Source organism: Microbulbifer maximicatervae (SeqCode), from assembly GCF_052468095.1.
This window is the reverse complement of record NZ_CP174332.1, coordinates 496559-518355: the sequence shown is the minus strand read 5'-3', so window position 1 is coordinate 518355 and position 21797 is coordinate 496559. Positions and strand designations below refer to the sequence as shown.

The 21797-nt window shown below is 43.8% G+C and carries 14 protein-coding genes; 10 read left to right on the top strand and 4 right to left on the bottom strand.

The features are described from left to right. Positions 1-30 precede the first annotated feature (30 nt). From dxs to tcuB, 4 genes are all read left to right on the top strand, one after another. Positions 31-1947, top strand: coding sequence for a 1-deoxy-D-xylulose-5-phosphate synthase (dxs, locus tag ACJJIL_RS02220; protein WP_445361103.1), 1917 nt, complete (start codon positions 31-33; stop codon positions 1945-1947). A gap of 140 nt (positions 1948-2087) precedes the next feature. Continuing rightward, entirely contained in the window at positions 2088-3938 is a 1851-nt protein-coding gene (locus tag ACJJIL_RS02215; RefSeq protein WP_445361102.1) for a DUF885 domain-containing protein, read from the top strand. A gap of 101 nt (positions 3939-4039) precedes the next feature. After that, a complete protein-coding gene (gene tcuA, locus ACJJIL_RS02210) occupies positions 4040-5428 on the top strand; it encodes an FAD-dependent tricarballylate dehydrogenase TcuA (RefSeq protein WP_444934208.1) in 1389 nt (462 codons plus the stop codon). Continuing rightward, positions 5415-6482, top strand: coding sequence for a tricarballylate utilization 4Fe-4S protein TcuB (gene tcuB / locus ACJJIL_RS02205; RefSeq protein ID WP_444925948.1), 1068 nt, complete (start codon positions 5415-5417; stop codon positions 6480-6482). Before tcuA ends, tcuB begins: the two co-directional genes overlap by 14 nt. A gap of 18 nt (positions 6483-6500) precedes the next feature. Here the strand turns inward: tcuB and ACJJIL_RS02200 are convergent, their stop codons facing one another. From ACJJIL_RS02200 to ACJJIL_RS02185, 4 genes are all read right to left on the bottom strand, one after another. Further along, positions 6501-8594, bottom strand: a complete 2094-nt coding sequence (locus ACJJIL_RS02200; protein ID WP_445361101.1) for a TonB-dependent receptor — start codon at positions 8592-8594, stop codon at positions 6501-6503. Positions 8595-9178: 584 nt separating this feature from the next. After that, the gene (speA, locus tag ACJJIL_RS02195) at positions 9179-11113 is read right to left on the bottom strand and encodes a biosynthetic arginine decarboxylase (RefSeq protein WP_444911549.1); all 1935 of its coding nucleotides are present in this window, start codon (positions 11111-11113) and stop codon (positions 9179-9181) included. A gap of 10 nt (positions 11114-11123) precedes the next feature. Then, positions 11124-11453 carry a DUF2218 domain-containing protein gene (locus tag ACJJIL_RS02190; protein ID WP_413663369.1) on the bottom strand — a complete coding sequence of 110 codons (330 nt, stop codon included), beginning with the start codon at positions 11451-11453 and terminating at the stop codon, positions 11124-11126. A 331-nt stretch (positions 11454-11784) separates the two neighbouring features. Beyond that, complete coding sequence (locus ACJJIL_RS02185; RefSeq protein WP_413663370.1) at positions 11785-12468, bottom strand: response regulator transcription factor; 684 nt, start codon at positions 12466-12468, stop codon at positions 11785-11787. 476 nt (positions 12469-12944) lie between these two features. Between ACJJIL_RS02185 and ACJJIL_RS02180 the strand changes: the two genes are divergently transcribed. From ACJJIL_RS02180 to ACJJIL_RS02155, 6 genes are all read left to right on the top strand, one after another. Beyond that, complete coding sequence (locus ACJJIL_RS02180) at positions 12945-14327, top strand: MATE family efflux transporter (protein WP_444911550.1); 1383 nt, start codon at positions 12945-12947, stop codon at positions 14325-14327. A gap of 125 nt (positions 14328-14452) precedes the next feature. Further along, positions 14453-16294 carry an IucA/IucC family protein gene (locus tag ACJJIL_RS02175; RefSeq protein ID WP_444911551.1) on the top strand — a complete coding sequence of 614 codons (1842 nt, stop codon included), beginning with the start codon at positions 14453-14455 and terminating at the stop codon, positions 16292-16294. After that, positions 16281-18200, top strand: coding sequence for an IucA/IucC family protein (locus ACJJIL_RS02170; RefSeq protein ID WP_444911552.1), 1920 nt, complete (start codon positions 16281-16283; stop codon positions 18198-18200). The genes ACJJIL_RS02175 and ACJJIL_RS02170 overlap by 14 nt, the downstream gene beginning before the upstream one ends. After that, positions 18184-19491, top strand: a complete 1308-nt coding sequence (locus tag ACJJIL_RS02165) for an AMP-binding protein (RefSeq protein ID WP_444911553.1) — start codon at positions 18184-18186, stop codon at positions 19489-19491. The genes ACJJIL_RS02170 and ACJJIL_RS02165 overlap by 17 nt, the downstream gene beginning before the upstream one ends. A 43-nt stretch (positions 19492-19534) precedes the next feature. Beyond that, positions 19535-20911 (top strand): DUF6005 family protein, encoded by a 1377-nt coding sequence (locus ACJJIL_RS02160; RefSeq protein WP_413663375.1) that lies wholly within the window; start codon positions 19535-19537, stop codon positions 20909-20911. Next, positions 20908-21756, top strand: coding sequence for a sugar phosphate isomerase/epimerase family protein (locus tag ACJJIL_RS02155; RefSeq protein WP_444911554.1), 849 nt, complete (start codon positions 20908-20910; stop codon positions 21754-21756). Before ACJJIL_RS02160 ends, ACJJIL_RS02155 begins: the two co-directional genes overlap by 4 nt. Positions 21757-21797 lie beyond the last annotated feature (41 nt).

Below are 21797 nucleotides of genomic sequence, written 5' to 3'. Positions count from 1 at the left end.
TATCACCATCTGTTGCAACTGATACATTTGATGCTCGAAGAAATTCCACGCACACGCCCGCAGACACCGCTACTCGACTCGATCGACGACCCGGCGCAGCTGCGCGCCCTCGATGAACGCCAATTGCCGGAGCTCGCCAGCCAATTGCGTGAGTACCTGCTGTATTGTGTCGGCCAGACCGGCGGGCACTTTGGTGCCGGTCTCGGTGTGGTGGAACTGACCATCGCCCTGCATTACATATTCAATACCCCGGAGGACCGGCTGGTTTGGGATGTGGGCCACCAGACCTACCCCCATAAAATCCTCACCGGTCGCCGCGAACAGATGCTGTCCATGCGTCAGCAAGGGGGCCTGTCCGGCTTCCCCAAACGCAGTGAGAGCCCCTACGATACCTTTGGAGTTGGCCACTCCAGCACTTCGATCAGCGCCGCCCTGGGTATGGCCCTGGGCTCCCCTGACGATCGCAAGGTAGTGGCGGTGATTGGCGATGGCGCCATGACGGCGGGAATGGCTTTCGAAGCCCTGAACCACGCCTCGCATACCGGCAAGGACATGTTGGTTGTTCTCAATGACAACAGTATGTCTATCTCAAAAAATGTCGGCGGGCTGGCCACCTATTTCGCCAAAATCCTGGCCAGTAAAACCTACCTGAATATGCGTGAGGGCAGCCGCAAGATACTGTCTGCCATCCCCAAAGCCTGGCAATTGGCGCGACGTACCGAAGAGCACGTCAAAGGCATGATCACGCCGGGCACCCTGTTCGAAGAATTGGGCTTTAACTACGTGGGCCCCTTGGATGGCCACAACATGCACGATCTGGTCCACACCCTGCGCAACTTGCGCAGCCAGCCGGGCCCGCAACTCCTGCATATTGCCACCACCAAGGGCAAAGGCTTCGGCCCTGCTGAAGAAGATCCGGTGGGCTACCACGCGCTGAACAAGCTGGAGCCGGAAGCCAAGGTGCAAGTGGCCGTACCAGGCAAGAAGAAACTGCCCAAGTACCAGGATATTTTTGGCCAGTGGCTGTGCGATGCCGCAGAACAGGACGAGCGCCTGGTCGCTATTACCCCGGCCATGTGTGAGGGCTCCGGTATGGTGGAGTTCTCCAAGCGCTTCCCAGACCGCTTCCACGACGTGGCCATTGCCGAACAGCACGCCGTCACTCTCGCTGCGGGCCTCGCCTGTGAAGACCAGAAGCCGGTAGTTGCTATTTATTCGACATTTTTACAGCGCGGCTACGACCAAATGGTGCACGATGTGGCAATCCAAAACCTGGATGTCACTTTCGCCATCGACCGCGCCGGCCTGGTTGGGGAAGACGGCCCCACGCACGCGGGTAGTTTTGACCTCACATTTATGCGCTGCCTGCCCTACCTGGCTATCGCCGCGCCCAGTGACGAAAACGAATGCCGCCAGCTGCTCTATACCGCCTACAAACACAGCGGCCCCACTGCTGTGCGCTATCCGCGCGGAACCGGTATGGGTACCTCCATCAACAAGGAAATGGCAGAGCTACCGATCGGCAAGGGGCGCCTGTTGCGCCAGGGCAGTGGTGTAGCCATCCTCAGCTTCGGAACCTTACTCGGCCCCGCTATGGCCGCTGCAGAGCAGCTGGGAGCCTCCGTAGCCGATATGCGCTGGGTAAAACCCCTGGACGAAGCACTGATCGATGAACTTGCCGAGAGTCACCAACTCTTAGTTACCATCGAAGAGAACACTATTGCTGGTGGCGCTGGCAGTGCCGTACTCGAATACCTCAATAGCACTGCGCGGTCAGTACCGGTGCTGCAACTGGGGCTTCCAGATCAAATTATTGAGCACGGCAAGCACAAAGACCTGCTGGCGGCCATCGGCCTCAATGCTTCCGGTATTGAGGAACAGATTCGCAGGCGCTTGCAACTGATCAATCACCAGGAGTTTGGCAGTCGCACAGCGGCAGCCAACTGACCCAGCCCGCCTTTGGCAGCCAGCTAATGCAGCTGGCTGCTCTTCGAATGCCCGGCAATAAATTGCCTGCAGTGGTAACAAACCACCCATTGACTAAATCCGGCCACTATTGGGGCCACACGTTTTCACTTGAGGGGATTATGTCGTTTATCAGAAAAGCCCTATTTACATCCCTGGGACTTGTTGTGAGCCTCAATGCCTCAGCGATGGACCAGGACACCTTCCGAAAAGCTTACAAATCCCTTCCTGAGCGCAGCGCCTCCGAGCGACTCACCGCCCTGCAGGATTTGCGCTATCGCTGGATCATGGAGAGTTATCCCAGCCAGGCAACCTACGAGGGCTATCCCGGGCAAAATCATCGCTGGGTGGATAACTCTCTTAAGTCTGTGGAACTGCGTCAAAAGCAGACCAGAATCCTTTTAGGGGCTGCACGTAATATCGATCAAAGCGATCTGCCAGCCGAACAACAATTGGATTACCAGCTGCTCTACCAGGACTTGTTGGGAGAAGTGAAAGGCTTCCAGTTCCCGGACCACCTGCAACCGCTTACCCATATGAGCGGCATCCAACGCAGTATACCGGAAGTAATCAACAGCATGCCCAAGCGCACTGCAACCGATTATGAGACGATAATCAGCCGTCTGGAAAGGTTGCCAATCCTGATTGAACAAACCCAGGGGCTGATGCGCCGGGGTCTGCGCAAAGGAGTCACGCCACCACAAATCACCCTGCGCGACCTACCGCGTCAAATACGCGCACTGGTACCTGCCGCGCCGGAGCACAGCCCATTGCTGACAGCATTTAATCAAATGCCTGAGGCCATTCCAGCAACTAAGCGGAAAAGCCTGCAGCAACGCGCCTATGCCATTTACAGCAAACAACTGGTACCGGCCTGGCAGGGTATGGCTGAATTTGTTGAGCGCAAATATATTCCCGAGGCCCAGGTAGATACCGCTTTAACCAGCCGCCCTGATGGTCTGCGCTGGTACGCCCATAAAGTGGAAGAGAATACCACCACCGACCTCAGCCCCGAGGAGATCCACCGCATTGGGCTTGCGGAAGTGAAGCGAATTCGCGGGGAGATGGATAGAGTTATCCAGAAGACAGGCTTCCAGGGAGACTTCAAAGCATTCACCGAGTTTCTGCGTACCGACCCGCGCTTTTACCACACCAGCCGGGAGGGGTTACTGCGGGATTACCGCGATATTGCCAAGCGCATTGATGCAGAGCTGCCCGCTCTGTTCGGCACCTTGCCACGCCTGCCCTACGGCGTGAAACCGATACCCAGTTATTCAGAACAATCCCAAACCACAGCTTATTATCTGCCCGGCTCCAACGAAGCTGGCCGTGCAGGTATCTTCTTTGCCAATACCTACAACCTGCCCAGCCGCCCGAAATGGGAAATGGAGGCGCTCACAGTGCACGAGGCGATGCCGGGTCACCACCTGCAAATTGCCCTGGCTCAAGAGCAAACTGATATCCACCCGCTGCGCCGTATGACTTTCTACACTGCATTTGTAGAGGGGTGGGGCCTTTACTCCGAGAGTCTCGGCTACGACCTGGGCCTGTATAAAAATCCCTACAGCGAGTTCGGTGCACTCTCTTACGATATGTGGCGTGCAGTGCGTTTGGTAGTGGACACCGGTATGCATCAGCTGGGCTGGAGCCGCGAGGAAGCGATCGAATACTTTATGGAGAACAGCGCCAAACCGCTCCACGATGTGACCGTCGAGATAGACCGCTACTTAATTTGGCCCGGCCAAGCCCTGGCCTACAAGTTAGGGCAGCTCAAAATTAAAGAGCTGCGCAAAGAGGCGGAGGAAACCCTGGATAGCAATTTCGACATTCGCAGTTTCCATGACGCTCTGTTGGGATCTGGAGCACTGCCACTGAATATTCTTGAAGAGCGCATGGACAACTGGCTGGAAAGCCAGGCCTCTGTATCTGTTCACATCGACATGCAGCAAGCTGAACAACCCGCCACCAGCTAACGATTTTTTGCGGCAGGGATTGCCTGCCCGCCTATTTATTCTCAATTTTCACCTACCTTTTGCAATGGAACACTGATCCATTGCAAAAGGGTTTTCTATCGGTGAACACTCACTACGACCTCGCCGTAATTGGGGGTGGCAATGCCGCTCTGTGCGCAGCTATAACTGCTGCCGAACTTGGGGCCAAGGTGATTATCCTGGAAACTGCCCCCAAGCCCTATCGAGGCGGCAATTCCCGCCACACCAGGGATATACGCTGTATGCACCGAGGCCCCCTGGGTCCACTGGAAGGTGATTACAGTGAAGACGAGTACTATGAAGACCTGCTAAAAGTTACCGGGGGTAAAACCAATGAGCAGTTAGCTCGGCTGGTTATACGCTCATCAGAAAAAGCGCTTCCCTGGATGCAAAAGCACGGCGTTCATTTCCAGCCGCCTCTGTCCGGCACACTATCCCTCACGCGCACAAATGCTTTTTTCCTTGGCGGCGGTAAGTCCCTGGTTAACGCCTATTACCGAACTGCAGGCAAATTAGGTGTTGATGTGCTGTATCGGGCACACGTTAAGCACCTGCAGCTAGAGGGCAATCATATTACTCGTGTCGACTATGTTTACGAGGGACAGCAATACCAAATTGAACCCAGGTCAGTTGTAGCAGCCTCCGGCGGATTCGAAGCCAATCTTGAGTGGTTGGAAAAAGCCTGGGGCCCAGCTGCTGAAAATTTCCTGATACGCGGAACACCTTATAACCGGGGTGTGGTCTTGGAAGATTTACTGGAGCAAGGCGTGCAGTCCGTCGGAGATCCCACCCAGTGCCATGCAGTGGCAATTGACGGGCGAGCGCCGAAGTTTGATGGGGGCATAGTAACCCGCCTGGATTGTGTCCCCTTTTCCATCGTCGTTAACAAGGATGCCCAGCGCTTTTATGACGAGGGAGAAGATATTTGGCCCAAACGCTATGCCATCTGGGGCCGCCTTGTCGCACAACAGCCAGACCAGGTGGCTTTTGCAATTATCGACTCCAAGTCTTTAAAAATGTTTATGCCGTCAGCATTCCCTCCTACCGAGGCGAATACCTTGGAGGAACTCGCGGAAAAAACCGGTTTACCCTCTGAAAAACTGATCGATACCATAGCAACCTTCAATGCTGCTTGTGGCAGTAGTGACGCTTTTCACCCCACCGAGCTGGATAGTGTCGCCACTACCGGCCTGACACCAGAAAAAACTAATTGGGCCCGCCCCATCAGCGAGCCACCATTTTACTGCTATAGCTTGCGCACCGGGGTTACCTTCACTTATCTGGCGCTCAAGATTGATGAGAATGCCCAGTGCAGCACTGCCACAGGGCCGGTAAAAAACTTGTGGGCTGCAGGGGAAACCATGGCCGGGTCAATCCTTAGTCAGGGATATTTGGCTGGGTTGGGTATGATGATCGGCACCGTTTTTGGGCGTATTGCTGGAAGGGAAGCCGCTAACTATGCAAATGGATAATTTGGAAGAGGCACGGCGGCAAGCAGAAATCTGTAATGCCTGTCGCTATTGCGAGGGCTACTGCGCCGTTTTTCCAGCACTTCAACTACACCGCTCTTTCTCAGAGGGAACCATCACCCAGTTGGCCAATCTCTGCCACAACTGCCGAGGTTGTTACTACGCCTGCCAGTATACCGATCCCCACGAATTCAATATTAATATTCCCCAAGTCATGGCCGAAGCGCGACAGAAAAGCTGGGAAACTTTTGCCTGGCCGGGAGGTATTGCTAGAATGTTCCAAAAACGCGGCAGTCTGATCGCCCTGGCTACTATCATCGGATTTGCCATCATCTTTTATGTAATAAGAGTATTGAAACCCAGTGGTGGTGAGGGCTTCTACGCAATTGTTTCTCACGCCACTATGACCAGTATTTTTTTACCGGCCTTTCTTTATCCGCTGTTTAGCCTGGGGATAAGTTTACGTCGCTACTGGAGGAAAGTCGGCGGGGAAAAAATTACCTGGGGTCAATTTAGAAGTGCATTAATTTCAGCAGGAAAACTAAAGAATCTATCCGGGGGCCACGGAGATGGATGTAACTTCGAAGAGGAAGACCGATTCAGCAACCAGCGACGATACGCACACCAAGCTGTTCTATACGGCTTTTTATTGTGCTTTGCAGCCACCTGTTCGGGCACAGTAATGTATTACTTTCTGAACATGCCAGGGCCATACTCGATTTTTTCTGTACCCAAATTACTTGGTATCCCCGGTGGATTACTCATATTAGTGGGGTGTAGCAAGCTTATTCAGCTAAAGCTCAAGGCTGATCCAGAACTTGGCTCAGCAAGGGTTTGGAGCGGGGAGATGGGGTTTGTTGGCCTACTGTTATTTATCGCTCTCAGCGGTCTATTACTATTTGCCCTGGGGGGAACAGCTGCACTACCCCTACTATTGGATTTACACTTGGGTGCAGTTCTCGCATTTTTTTTACTTACGCCCTACACCAAAATGGCTCATGGTTTTTATCGGATGGCAGCTTTGATTCGTGATGCTCAAATGAAACCTGAAAATTAAAAGCAAGCCCTTTCTACATTACCAATCAAAATTAATTCCGAAGTAAATTGAGCGAGGCTCTCCGGGGAAATAGCGGCTACCACTAAAACTACTGTAATCCGCGCGCTCAGCATAGGCTTTATCGGTAATATTCAGTATTCGAGTAGAAATTTCATATTGTTTCCACTGCCAGGCCAAATGGAGGTTCAGTAAGTCATGTCCTGGATACCGATAAGCATTTTGAGGATCTGTAAAATAGCTACCCTGATGTAACCATTCAAGCTCCGCTGATACCAAAGAATTCGGGGACCAGTGAAGTCGATAGCTACCAAAGGTCTTTGGCGCAGAATCTACAAGCTTTCCATCCAGTTCTACACCTTGCAACTCCCTTTGATCTGCATAGCGATGCTCTGCATAGCGATGCTCTGCATAGCTGGTACTCACCTCTAGCCGTAAGCTTTCAGTGAATTCATAATCTACAGCCAACTCAACTCCCCAGTGCCGGGTTTTGCCATTGGACTGGTTAAAATAGTCGGCATCACGGAATATTACATTCTCCTTTTTCATCGTATAAGCCACCCACTCATATGACAAAGAGTCGCCTATTTTCCTCAGCCCTACTTCAAAGCTATTAATTTCCTCTGGATCCAGCTCTGCTACCGTCTGCTCTCGCTGTAATCGATATAACTCTGTCGCTTGGGGTACACGATAACCCTGGGCCAATTGAGTAAAGAGTTGTAGTTCATTACTTAACCATAATAGCGCTCCCAACTTGGGGGATATATTGTTAAAACTATCTTTTCGGTCATTTGGCCGACTAAACCGACAGCCTCCAAAGTCACAGGGTAATCCATTTTCATCTGTGCGCCCGGAAAGCATTTGATTGTCGTAGTCATAGTGTGCAGATTCAATTCTGACTCCCCCAGTGATTTCTAATTGATCATTAACCTTCCAGGTTGCCGATGCATAGGGGGCGACATTCCAAGCTACGACTTCATAATCGTAGTGCTTTCCCATTGGTATGGTTGCCTGCAGAAATTCAGAGCCCTCGGTAACACTCTCTTGGGCTTCCAGGAGATATCCTTTACTTAATTCAGTATCAATACCGGTTAGCAGATTAAGCTTTTCACCCAGCTCCAGATAATAACCGCTTCTTATCCCAACACTCTCCTGGCCATTTTCCTCCATTGGTTGCCCCGGTAAATAATGCTGCAGAAAACGCATGTCAGTTTTACGGAGGTAAGGAGCCAAATGTAGTTGACTAGTTTGATTCACAGGTATATCAATCAGAGAGTAAAATCTGAGAGAATTGGCATCTCGAAACGCCTCTGGATTAGGGTTGGTACGATTCGATCGACGATTGCGGTAAACTCCGTCACCCTCGAGGTAACCAGCCGTCTCCTGATTTAAGCTTGTCGCTACTAGACGAGTTCGAACTCTGCTATCACCGACCTGGTGGGTATACTGGATGCTAGCCTTTTGCTGGTCCAGTCCTGACTGATCCCTATATCCTCCATCAGTCATCAAATACAAATCGGCACTGATCACATCACCTTCACTACTGAGGCGATGATCTGCTGATACACCCAGTCGATAGTAATCGTGGGGCCCCGCTTCAGTGTTGAGAGATCCATTCTTTCCTTCTACAGGATCGCGGCTGATAACATTGATCAATCCATGCATTGCATTAGAGCCATAGAGGGTACCAGCAGGCCCTCTAACAACTTCGACATGCCGAGCTGTCTCGCTGAAGGATTCAAATAACTCATTGATATTACAAAATCCATTTGCTCTCAGTGGAATCCCATCCTCTGCTGTCAACAAACCACCACAGGCTCCCGCACCAGTCAGTACCGGGGAACGTAGGGCTGGCAGGTATTCCTGTCCATTCCCTCTTGCTAGGTTTGCTCCAGGTACACTCACCAGGCTTTGTTGAATATGGGTATTACCACTTTTTCTGAGTACATCATTATTTACAACAGAAATACTCTCCACCCGCTGTGAAATATCCTGTTCATATCTACCCGCAGTCACAACGATAGTTTCAATCTGAGTTTCACTGCTATGTGAAAAACTGATCGGAAGCAGAGCCAGTGCAATATAACCCAAAGTGATCTTATTTATGATCCTCAAGTCCACATCCCTATTCTTTAAAAGATAGAATATCTTATGTTGTGACCAGATAATATCAGAAAATCATATTCATGATCCTTATGAATATTAGCTAACCCTAGCTTCCTTACTAAATGGCGTAAAATTTAACATTTTAATTCTCGTTACTTTTTACGCAATAAAAAATGCAAGTAACAATCAGACAAAGAAACAAGAAAGATCAAAACTCTTAACAATTTTTACAGAGAGGTTATCTTTCGAGTACAAGCACACTAAAGTATAAAAGTAAGTATATTCAGAGTTCTACACTAGCCATAAAGAAGAATAGATTCTATATAATTGTATATACTATCACCACAGGAAATTAGCTGGCACTAAAGTAACCAATATAAACCTAAAACAATAAATCAGGATAGGTGCTAACAGCATAACCATATAAAAACAAAGAATTTATTAACGTGGTCAGGAGCTAGCTTCACAGAGCAGGGCTTAAATATTTTAGCCAGATCGAAGATCTGGCATGGTCGACATACTTAGATTTAAGCCTTCATATATACAGATAAAGATTTAAACAGGTCATGCCTCTCACTGTTTTCTGCTCTATTCTAATCTCTTTCATAATAGGTATAACCTTGCATACTTGCATTGAAGGTCTTAATTATTTGCTGACGTTCACGAGCGCTAATACGCCCACTGCGAACAGCCGCTTCAACCTTATTACGAAAACGCGTCTTTACTTCATGCGGCTGATACTCGACATAACTTAAAACATCCTCAATAGTATCCCCATGAACCTCTTTCACAAACTCAAAGCTGGCATCTGAATTCAGTCTCACACTGACAACATTCGTATCACCAAATAAATTATGCAGATCACCTAGAGTTTCCTGATAAGCGCCCACTAGGAAAACACCGAGGTAATACTCCTCGCCGTGCTTTATTGAATGCAGAGGTAAGGTTCTTTCGACTTCCTGGTTGACCACGAATCTCTCAATTTTTCCATCACAATCACAGGTAATGTCGGCCAAGATAGCACGCCGACTTGGAGTCTCATTTAGTCGATGAATAGGCATAACAGGAAATAACTGATCAATAGCCCAGCTATCAGGTAAAGACTGAAATAAACTAAAATTACCATAATAGATATCAGCTAATGAATCTGCCAAGCCTTCCAGATCTTCGGGTATTCGCTCCATTTCTGAAAGAGTCTCTTTTATACGATGCAAAACATTATAATAAATTGTCTCTGATACAGAACGAACACGAAGATCTATTTGGCCACGCTTAAATAGTTCGCGAACTTCGTCCCGATAAAACTGCGCATCATTGAAGCACTCTTGCAATCTTTGAGGCTTCAAATAAGTCAGAATTTCACGCATATTTTGAAGCAATTGATGCTCATCTTCCTCAGCTTCTTTTAGCTCTTCTGAGTCGAAACTTACAACATCAAGGATATTAAAGAGCAAAATTGATGTGTAGGCTACAGTAGCACGACCAGACTCCGTAACAATTATCGGGTGGGGTAAGTTCTTGCTATCTAATGTACTCTTAATTGTATCAATAATATCTTCGCAGTATTCCTCAAGTGAATAATTGCGGCTTTGCCCGGTACTTGACTGTCTACCGGTGTAGTCAACTGCTAAACCACCACCTAAATCAATATACTTTAATGCCGCGCCCTCTTTACATAAATCGGAGTAATAGCGACAGGCTTCTAGTACACCACCGCGGATATCACGGATATTCGGAATCTGAGAGCCCAAATGGCAATGTAGTAACTCAAGGCAATTGAGCATTTGATGCTCTTTTAAGTAATCAACCACATGTATAAGTTGGCTTGATGACAGTCCGAATACACTTCTCTCACCACTGGTAGCACTCCAATGCCCACTCACTTGAGTCGTCATTTTAACGCGCACGCCAATATGAGGGAAAATATCTAACGCTTGACTTCGCTCTACAATAATCGGCAGTTCGGTTAAGGTTTCAATAACAAAGATACATTTCAATCCAAGTTTTGTTGCCTCTAACCCCAATTCTATAAATTCTTGGTCCTTATAGCCATTACAAATAATTAGGCTATCAAGTTCTTCGATGGTGGATAAAGCTGCAATCATTTCGGCTTTACTACCAACTTCAAATCCATGTTGATAGCGAGAACCAAATTGAGCTACTTCATCGACAATTTGGGCCTGCTGGTTTACTTTAATTGGATAAACACCTTGGTATTTATTCTGGTAATCCAGTTTTTCGATTATCTGACGGAAAGTTTCATTAAGTGAGCTAATACTTTTATCAAGAATATTCTCGACACGCAGTAAAACAGGCATGTGTAAATCGCGGTCCCGCATACCCTCTACAATTTGCATCAAGGGAACAGCGTCTGCCCCATCATCACTAGGATTTTTTATGACAACATTACCCTGTGAATCTATATCGAAATAACCATTGCCCCACTGGTTCACACCATAAATATTACCTGCCTCAGCTATATTCCACTGAGTATTAACTTCACTCTCTAGTTTATCTTTCTCTAACATCTTTTTACCATTAAGAATTCATTAGATTCCATTGAAGTGAACATTCCACACCTTTCGCAAATCGTAAGAAGTGGGAATCGATGCAATCTATGACCTCTTTTAACTCCGCATCAGAGTTAGCACCACAACGCAAATCCAATTGATCTCCACTTCCGTTCATATCACAGAAACCCATATCAAATTCAATATGGCCGCACTCGCTGCTCCAGTGGGCATTAACTTTATGAGCGAAGTGCTTACATAAACGCCTAATCATCCTCTCGCTGTCAATGTGAATTACCGTTGAAAAAGCTAAAAATTGGCTATCATGCTCAGCCTCAACTTTATTAATAGTGCTCATATCCCCACTTCTTAATTAATTCACTTTATGCCGAGCCAACTTTCAAGCGAAAAGATGTATTCAGCAATTAACATCTTTGGTAATGATAATCATTATCAAAGATGTTAATTGCTTTTATGCCCGAAAAAAACCACTTTTACAATTGTTACGACAGCATAACAGCTAATAAAAACCGTCAATAATTAAAACATTTTGAACTCAAAGACAGCTTTAAGCTTGCTAATGTTAAACAAGCCTGATTAGAATTTTAGAAAGGAGAAAATACTTGAATAATGCCTAAACCGATACTTAGTACACCTAAATTTACCGTTTAACTTAAGCTAGTCTTTTATTATGAAAATCTATACCCTTTGCCATGAATCGTAGCAAAGCGGTCAGCCGATATACCAACTTCAATAAACTTTTTCCTGATACGACTAAGATGCATCTCAAGGCTTCGATCATAACGGGAAAATTGCCTGTTGAGTACCGCACGATATAAAAATTGCTTACTAACTACCTTGAATCGGTTCTCAGCGAGTATCCAAAGTAGTCGAAACTGAATAGGTGTAAACGCTAAATTATCTCCCCTATAAAAAACCTGCTGCTTTGATTTTAATAACCTTAAATGATCGATATCAATCTCACCCTCAATGTTACTTTCCCCCTTGTGAGTTCTACGCAGTATTGCGTTTACACGCAGCACTACCTCGGTGGAATCAATCGGTTTGGATATAAAATCATCAGCCCCCTGCCGAAAGCTCTCTATCCTTTTTGCCGTTGTATTAATTGAAGAGAGAACAATTACAGGCGTTTGCCCCCAGCTACGTATAGCCTGTAAAGGTGATAAATCATCATTGGTGGGCAAAAACGCATTAACTAAAATAAGATCAAAATAGTCTGCGGGCATTACCATCAACCCTTCACTAACATCTTGACATTGAGTGACATTAAATCCTTGTTTTTGCAAAGTGCCGCTCAATTGTCTGCTTATTTTAGTATCACTTTCCAATATTAAAATATGCGCAGTTGCCACAACAGCCTCTTATCCACAACCAAATTAAAACTTGAATTTTTTGAATCCAAAATTATTCATAGCGCAAAAATACTCTCGCCCACCGACGACCTTAATATGGGGGAACCCGACTGGAACCTACACATAGCTCTTACTTTTGACGTCTGACAGTAATTTTAATAGTACATTTTCTAAACTATTTTCAATGGATACACATATGACTTACCAGGACATTTAGCACTGCAAAACATCAATACTGCTGCGCACTTCCTGTACAACCATTGCCCGGGACACGCCACTAGCATGCTTAGTGCCCAACACAATATTGCATTGGCTATAACACAAATCTGTTCACATTTAGAACATCAAAACTTCACGATGCAGCTTTATGTATCAACCTAAATTCACCGATATTAATGATAATCACTATCATTTGCAACAAGTGGAATATATAATACTGCCTCAGAACCTATTTTCTCATGATTTGAGACACTTTAATGTCAGCCCAAAATCCAGCGCTTTCCGGTCGTATCGTCAAGACTTTTTTTTACTATGTACTACCTTCAATAGTCGGCTTAGTTGCAATAACAAGCGCCAACCTGATTGATGGCTTTTTTGTCGGCAACACCATAGGTACAGACGCTCTCGCTGCAATCACTCTAATGATCCCGTACTTCACCTTGTTGATAGCTATTGCCATCATGCTGGCAATAGGCGGGGCTGTGAGCGTAGGTAAAGCCATAGGTGAGAAAGATCCGAAAACAGCAAACGCCATCTTCAGCCAATCCCTTATTGCCGCTGTGGTTATTAACACTCTGTTAGCGCTGGGCAGCTTAGCCTTCAACGATTTACTTTTTGAAATACTCAATATTTCAGCCCAGGTTGCTGTATTAGCAAGGGAATATTTCGACGTCATTCGCTGGGTGTTCATTTTACAGTTAACCACAATGGTGCTGTATTATTTTGTACGTGCTGATGGCCATCCGATATTAGCCACATGTGCATTAGTAATCGGCGCTGTTCTCAATATTATTCTCGATGCCTGGTTTATCGTGTACTTGGAATTCGGATTAGCTGGGGCTGCTTATGCAACTGCAATAGCACAAGTTATACAATTTTTAGTATTGAGCCGTTATTTTTTTAGCAAGAAAAGAACACTTAAGTTCGAATTACAACAAAGAAACTGGAAACTACTTCTTAACTCAGCTTATAACGGTATATCAGAGTTTATAAACGAGATATCTGTTGGTATTATTTTTTTCATTCTAAATACTTTAATGATAATGCGACTAGGCGTAGATGGTGTAGCGGCATTTACTCTGGTCAATTACTTCATTTTCTTAAGTGTCATGCTTAGTTATGGTTTAGCTGATGCACTTCATATCGTTGTCAGTCAAAATTTTGGCGCTCGGCACTTAACTAGAGTGAAATCTTTTTTGTCAATTGCAATATTAAGTACCATCTGCCTGGGTATCATAATCGTTGCGCTGCTCGTTTTTTGGCCAGAAACTGTTCTGAGTTGGTTTACCAATGAACAAGATCAGGAAATATCCCGAGTCAGCATGCAATTGCTGCCATTGTTGCTTCCACTATTTTTAATTAATGGGACTAACATCGTCTTAACCTGTTACTTAACAGCAATACACAAACCAAAACCTTCAGCTTTAGTTGCTATTAACCGCAGCTTATTATTCCCCGCCGTATTTTTGATTGCCTTTTATTATATGTTGCCCAGCTGGCACTTATTACCAGCAGCAATAAGTGATTTATCATTTATTGTTGCACTGCCATTAGCAGAATGGTGCACCTTTTTGTTGGCCGCCTATTTTTGCTACCAATACAGGCCTACGAAGCTGAAAGTAAATCAAACTTCAGTCTAAGTAACGCCAAGTGAGATACAGCTCTAAAACAATAGTAACAATTGTAAACTTACTTGCTGGTGAGAATGTGTATCATTATCATCTGGGTAAGTTCTTTTACTTAGTATCTCCAGGAGAATATCGTCATGCCATTCACCGCAAAAGAGCTGGCGGAAAAGGCTTCTTTTCAAGCATTTGCTAATGCATATATAAGAGAAGTTGACCCCGGTGTTTGGCATACAAGCTCTGATTGGCAATTACAAACTGGTGTGGCCCTTGAAGAAGAAAATGGTTATGCACTAGAACTTTATTTGAACGGAACTGGAGTTACACTTGCTTTAGAGGCTTCTTATCGTTCAATTGTCGGCCGACATGTATTTACTAAAAGCTATCGCAAATTAGCAAATCAATGGAATTGGCAACCCATAGATTTTACTTCTGCGATTATGATGTTAATAGATAACATTTATGCAAAAGATAATAACCAAAACAATAAGCCAAATACTCCAGCCAACAAAATAGAACTATTAAATCGCACTTTAGAAAGTCTTCAAATCATGCAGGATTATCTTACTAAGCGACTAGATGATCCTACACTTAATAGCTCCGATTATATTTGTTCTGAACAGTCTCTGTTATTTGGACATTGGCTTCATCCAACACCCAAGTCACGCCAAGGCATTCACTCTTGGCAACATGAAAAGTATACGCCGGAATTGAAATCTAAATTTCAATTACACTTTTTTGCCGTGTCAAAAGATCTTCTGGAGCAAGATTCTTTACTCGACGAGAGCGTTGAGGAAATTATCAATAATATATTAGGGGCCGATATCGATATTGATATCGATAAACAACTAATACCTGTACATCCCCTACAAGCACAGTGGCTGTTACACCAGGACTATGTTCAGCATTTACAACGTGACGGATTAATTGTCGACTTAGGTCTTATGGGTAAGATGTTTACGCCCACTTCTTCTGTCCGCACTTTGTACTGCAGTGAGCTGAATTATATGATTAAGCTCTCGATCCCTGTAAAAATAACTAATTCGCTAAGAAAAAATATGGCTCACGAATTAGATCCGGGATTAAATGTTGGAAAGTTGTTCTCATTAAGCAACTTCAAGCAAAAATTTCCACAGTTTGTTTTAATTGAAGATCCTGCCTTTATTACTGTTAAATTACCTAATATGCAGGAAACAGGCTTTGAAACTATTATACGGCAAAATCCATTCAGTAGAGATACAAACAGTCTAGAACTACCCACAGTTTCAATCGCTGCATTGGTACAAGACCCTATCTTATCCGGAACTCAGTCTAAATTAGCGCAGCAAGTTTTAAGCTTGGCTTCCAAGCAGGGCATTAGCGTAGAGGAAGCAGCGTTAAAATGGTTTAATTGTTATTGGCAATGTGCAATTGAACCAACAATTAGACTTTACGATAGTCAGGGTATTGGTTTAGAAGCTCATCAACAAAATTCTCTATTAACTATTTATGATGACTGTCCAATTAGATACTACTACCGAGACAATCAAGGTTTCTACTTGTCAGAAAAAATGCAGGATAAGTTGCTCGAAGCTGTACCTGAGTTGAGGAATAATCCTGACTTATTTTATCCTGACAATATGATTGCAGACCGGTTTGGATACTATCTTTTTGTCAATCAGTTATTCTCAATTATTGGCCGTATGGGACAAGATGACCTTATTGATGAGAATAAACTATTACAATTAAGTTACAGCAAGCTTAATTTTCTAAATTCTAGGGTACTGACAAGCGTCGGCAAAAACTTTACAGATAGATTATTTAATAATTCTAGTATTCCCTGCAAGGGAAACCTTCTAACTCGCGTTGAAGATGTTGATGAGCTGGAAGCGGAAAAAGAATTAGCTGTTTACACTAATATACGAAATCCTTTCTTCGACCTGCATCAAGAAAGCTTGACTACCCATAAGCAAGTTAACGAGGTGACTCTTGCTCACAGTTAACCCACAGCAGCATTTATCTCAACAAGACTTAGAAATCTCTCCTTATAAAAATTCTGACAGCCACTTAGCTGAAGAAAAAAGAGTGATTCGCCAGCTCTTGGAAGCATTGTTGTTCGAGCATCTTTGTGATTACTCTTATCATGATGGTTTTTTCTATTTTACATTAGGAAGATCTTTTTATCGTGCCTCAGGAAGAATTTCTGGTTTTAGTCGAATTAGAATCAATGCAGAAGAAATGTTTTTTTCTCAAAGAGATGAAATGCATGTAGATACAAAATTTCAGGCACAATGGATAAAAGATAAATCTCAAAGTATTGATTGGCAACCAATAACACTAAATGCCCTCATTGAGGACTTGCCTGCTTCTGTAGCAGTAAAGAAAAAGCTAGCGATTGAGCTCGAACAAACTGTTAAACTTTGCCAGTGGAACAATAAGCATTTAAACCGCCATATAAGCCGTCGTGAATTAACATATACCCAGTTAGAGTCTGCAATTGATGAAGGGCACCCTTATCATCCATGCTTCAAGGCACGAACTGGGTTTAGTGAGCTTGATCATAAACTTTATGGTCCAGAGTTTGGCAATAATTTTCAACTACATTGGTTGGCGATTAGACGATGCTATTTGAAGCGTCGATTTAACTCTGTAACTGAAAAAATATTTTGGGAAACTGAGCTTGGTGAACAATGTTACCAGCAGTTAAATACACAAATTAAAAATCTAACTTCCGATAGTACTGCATTTTCATTGATGCCTATCCATCCATGGCAGTGGAAGTTTTTAAAAGATAAACTTGAGCCCGCTATTGCTGATGGACAAGTATTTTACCTTGGAGAGGCTGGCGATCAATATCAAGCCAGCATTTCTATTCGTACATTATTAAATATTAGCCATCCTGAAAAAGCTAATATAAAACTACCTCTGAATATAATTAATACTTCTTCACTACGCACTATAGAAAGTCACACCATTTGTACTGCACCTGCTATATCAAACTGGTTAATACAAATTCTGGAGTCGGATAACTACCTGAAGCAAAATATGATTTTGCTGGCGGAGTACGCCGGAATAAGGCCTACAAATGATGGCACTGAACATCAGGAATGGATTGAGAATCTCGATGGTCAATTGGGTGTAATTTTTCGACAGAGCCTGCACTCATACTGTGATGAGAAAACTGTAATACCTTTTGTAGCCCTAAGTATAATAGAACAAGATGGCAGCCCTTTTATCGAGCCCTGGATTGCCGAATATGGTTGTCATAGTTGGCTGGAGAACCTGCTCGAAAAGGTGATTATTCCCATATGGCACTTACTAGTTCATCACGGTATTGCAATTGAGGCGCACGGGCAAAATATCTTATTGCAACATAAAGATGGTTGGCCTGAAAAAGTTATAGTGCGCGATTTTCATGAAAGCATGGAGTACGTTCACAATTACTTAGCACAACCGGAATTAGCGCCTACTTTTACTGACTTCGAGGAAGAATATAGTTTTGGCGGGCCAAACCAATATTATTGGATGGAAAGTGTCGAAGCTTTGCGCGAACTTTTAGTAGATACCTTATTGGTTTTTAATTTATCTGACTTGGCCGTATTACTTGAAGATTACTACCAATTTCCAGAAAGTGAATTCTGGAAATCAGTTTATCACAGCTTTAGAAAATATCAGCAATCAAACTTAACTGATCAAAAGCGCATAGCCCAAATCGATTTATTCCAACCGGAAATTAAAACCGAATCACTATTGGATAAGAAATTTCGCGGGAATCGTGAAACAGAATTTCATCATCACATAAGAAATCCGTTAGCAGACGCTGCTTTACATGATACCCAAAAGGAAACCTCCAAGACATCAATATCAGTGCCAGCAGTACCAGGAAAATCCTATGCTTACAATAAATGATAAGTTTTATAGTAAAGAAGACTTTAACGAGCAACAGCAGTCCTATGTCTCAATAAATACTATTAATGAGAGTAACGCTGTTGCGGTATGTGTTGAAGATAATTTTATTTGGTTGACTCTATGTTATTACTTAAAGTCAAAGAAAATATCTGCCATGCCTATCCACCCCAGTGTTCCAAAGGATACTGCAAAGCGTATGGCAGAAAAAGCTGGCTGCGAATTGCTGATTTATGGTGACTTAGCAGGATTAATTGAGCTACCGGCAACTAATTTGAATAAATCTGAAGCAGGTATTATTCAAATGAGCTCCGGCACCACAGGTGAGCCAAAATGCATATTGCGAAGCTGGGCGGATATTGATATTGAGGTAAAGAGTTATTGCCAGGCTTTCAGCGACCCGGACAGCATGACTCCAGTTGTCGCTTGTCCCGTTACCCATTCATATGGATTAATTTGTGGCGTAATGGTTGCTCTGAATCGGGGTCAGTCACCACTGATAATTAGCAATATCAATCCTAAATACCTTATCAAGAAGCTGCAGAGTTGTCAGCGTCCGCTTTTGTATTCTTCTCCGGTAATGTTGCAGGGATTATTACGTTTATGGCCGGCCAATAGCAAACTATTTGCTGCTATGACTTCAGGTTCCACTATGCCACAACAGGTATTTGAGCAGATTCAGGCACGTGTAGAAAACTTATATCAACAGTATGGATGCTCTGAAGCGGGCTGTATTAGTATAGGACAGGATTTATCTGCTGCTAACGATCAAGGAAAGCCATTACCTCATGTCGAAATTACCTGTGGTAATCTCGACAATAAACAGCAAGAGATAGTTGCTTATGTAAAAACTGCATCAGGAATTAAAACTGTTAAAACACAGGATGTCGGCTATTTGAGTGAAAATGGTCGGCTGCATTTTCTTGCACGAATGGATGACACAATCATCGTATCAGGGCTAAATGTATATCCTGCAGAAGTAGAAGATATCATACTTGAACACCCGCAAGTTAATGATGTAGTGGTATTTAAGATAGATGATCAATTTGCGGGCCAACGAGTTTGCCTACAGTATGTCGCTTCCCCAGCAATAGACCCCTCCGAACTACGCCAATGGTGCAGTCAACACTTAGCACTATTTCAAGTACCGCAAATATTACAGCCGGTCGATGAGATAATGCGAATGGCTAACAGTAAAGTGAACCGTAAGCAGATTGCGCTGAACTATCAACAGAACATACTAACCAGAACAAATAAAAGTAGTGAAGGAAAACAAGCTGAAAGAGCCAACTAGTAAGTAGGGGCTATCTATTGAGCAAACAAACAATATATTAATTATGCAAAAGACTGAAATAGTAGATTCGATTCAGAGCATACTTACTAATGAGTTGAATCTAACACATATAGAAGATGTTCAGCTTCACTCCAAGCTAAATGAAGATTTATACCTTGATTCCGTACTGATCCTGCAAGTACTTATTAGCTTGGAATTAAAGCTGGGAATTGATATACCCGATGAAGCCTTGAACTTGAAGGATTTTGATACAGTCGATAGCTTTAGTGAGTTTATATTAGGCCGGGTTAACTATAAGAGCGAGAATGGCGCTTCTCCCAAACATACCGATCCTCAAGAGAAATCAGGAGTCGAAATAGCTCCAGCAGAACAAGCTGAAGAGCAGACAGAAGAGTTTGAGGATATTAAAGTACATTGTTTTGTGAGTTGTCTATGCGAGTGTATCAAAGCAAATGATCATGTTGACCATAGACCATTTTATTTTGGTGTATGGGACGCCGATGTTGTAGTTGATAATGATTATTGTATCAACTATCACGCTGAGAATTTGAACCATGACTTCTTTCGAAACTGGTTCGAGAAAATTTATGGTGTCGAGGTAAAGTCCTGGTACAACCAAGGCTTATCCAAAAGCGACAATATTAACACCTTACTAACATTACTAGACAATAAATCTGCCAGTCAGAACATAATGGTAATGCTAGATATGTATAGGTTGCCAGAACGCGAAAATAAGTTTAACCAGAATCCATTCCCTCACTACGTAATGCTGGAAAATAGCCAAAATCCAGAAATGTTATTTATGTGGGATCCTGATTTTCGCTGGGAAGGAGAGCAAAATAAAAAACAAGTATTACACGCAATTGAGTCGGATGCTGTTGCTGGCGGTTATATCTTTGATAGCAGCCAAATTAAACCAAGCTCCAATCAGGCAATCCATGACTATTTTACTACCTGTTTGAACTTAAACAATAATCCGATGACGGATGCTGTGCGAAAAATTGTCAAGGCACATTTGGCTCCTGAAAGTCAGCTAAGCCCCTCTAATTTAAGCCGTGCTCTCACTCAGCTTCCCGTATTGGCTATTCGAAAGTATGCCTACGAACATGGCTTAGCATATTTTATGTTGCAGCTAAATTTGGATTTTGATGAATTTGAAACATGGTGCGACATTATTGAAGAGTTAGTTTCCACTTATAAGCAGATTCAATTTCGTTCTATGAAAATCGCGAATTACGCTACTGAAGGAAACTATCCATCCGAATCATCGACAGATATTAAAACAGAAATCATGCAGCTACTGGATCAACAAGATCAGCGAGAATTTAAAATCAAAGGTCAGCTACATACATTATTTCAACAATGGCAAAACCATGTAGCTATTACTAACAAAGAACGTTCCAATGAGGTGTGCATATGATTTTATCTATCTGTACAATCTCTTTTCGCCATCAACTGGTTTCAATTGATCATTTGGCAAAGTGGGCGAAGCATAATCATTTTCAGGGTATTGAATTGTGGGGAACTCACGCAAAAAACCTCGCCTCTCAACCAGAATATAATAAAGATTGGTTGGCGGACTACGGCCTAAAAATCACGATGTTAAGTGATTATTTAGCACTATATGCCACTGAAGCTGAGTTACATAAACAAGTAGAACATTTATGTTACTTAGCAAAACATTGGGGTGCTAAGAAAATTAGGACTTTTGCCGGCTCCGAGGCAAGCGCAAACACATCTGAGCATGGCTTTGCACGATTAACAAAGACGTTGCGCAAGGTCTGTCAATGGATGTCCCGACATGATCTCAACTTGATTATTGAAACACATCCCAATACATATGCGGATTCCGTCCCAGCAACAAAGCATTTATTACAGAGCGTTGCTTGTGACAACCTTCAAATCAATTTTGACGTACTCCATGTCTGGGAATCAAAAACTGAAGTGATCCCAGCTTTTGAGGCTTTAAAAGATAATATTAATCATATCCACTTAAAAAATGTAAGTTCTGCAGAATTCCTGAATGTGTTCTCGCCTGCTAATGTATATTCTGCTTCTGGCTCGCGGGAAGGTATTGTCCCGCTGTTTGATGGCGCTGTTAACTATCAGGAATTCGTAAGTCATATTAGTCAACATCCAGACAAGAGAGTCCGCAACATTGAAGCTTCACTGGAATGGTTTGGTGATGACTGTAAAGAAACACTAGCTAGAGATAGATACCTAATTCAACAACTTCAGCAGTGTCGCGAACCACTAGCCATTTAGTAAATTGGGTCTGCTAATTTCTAGGAAATCTGGCAGACCCA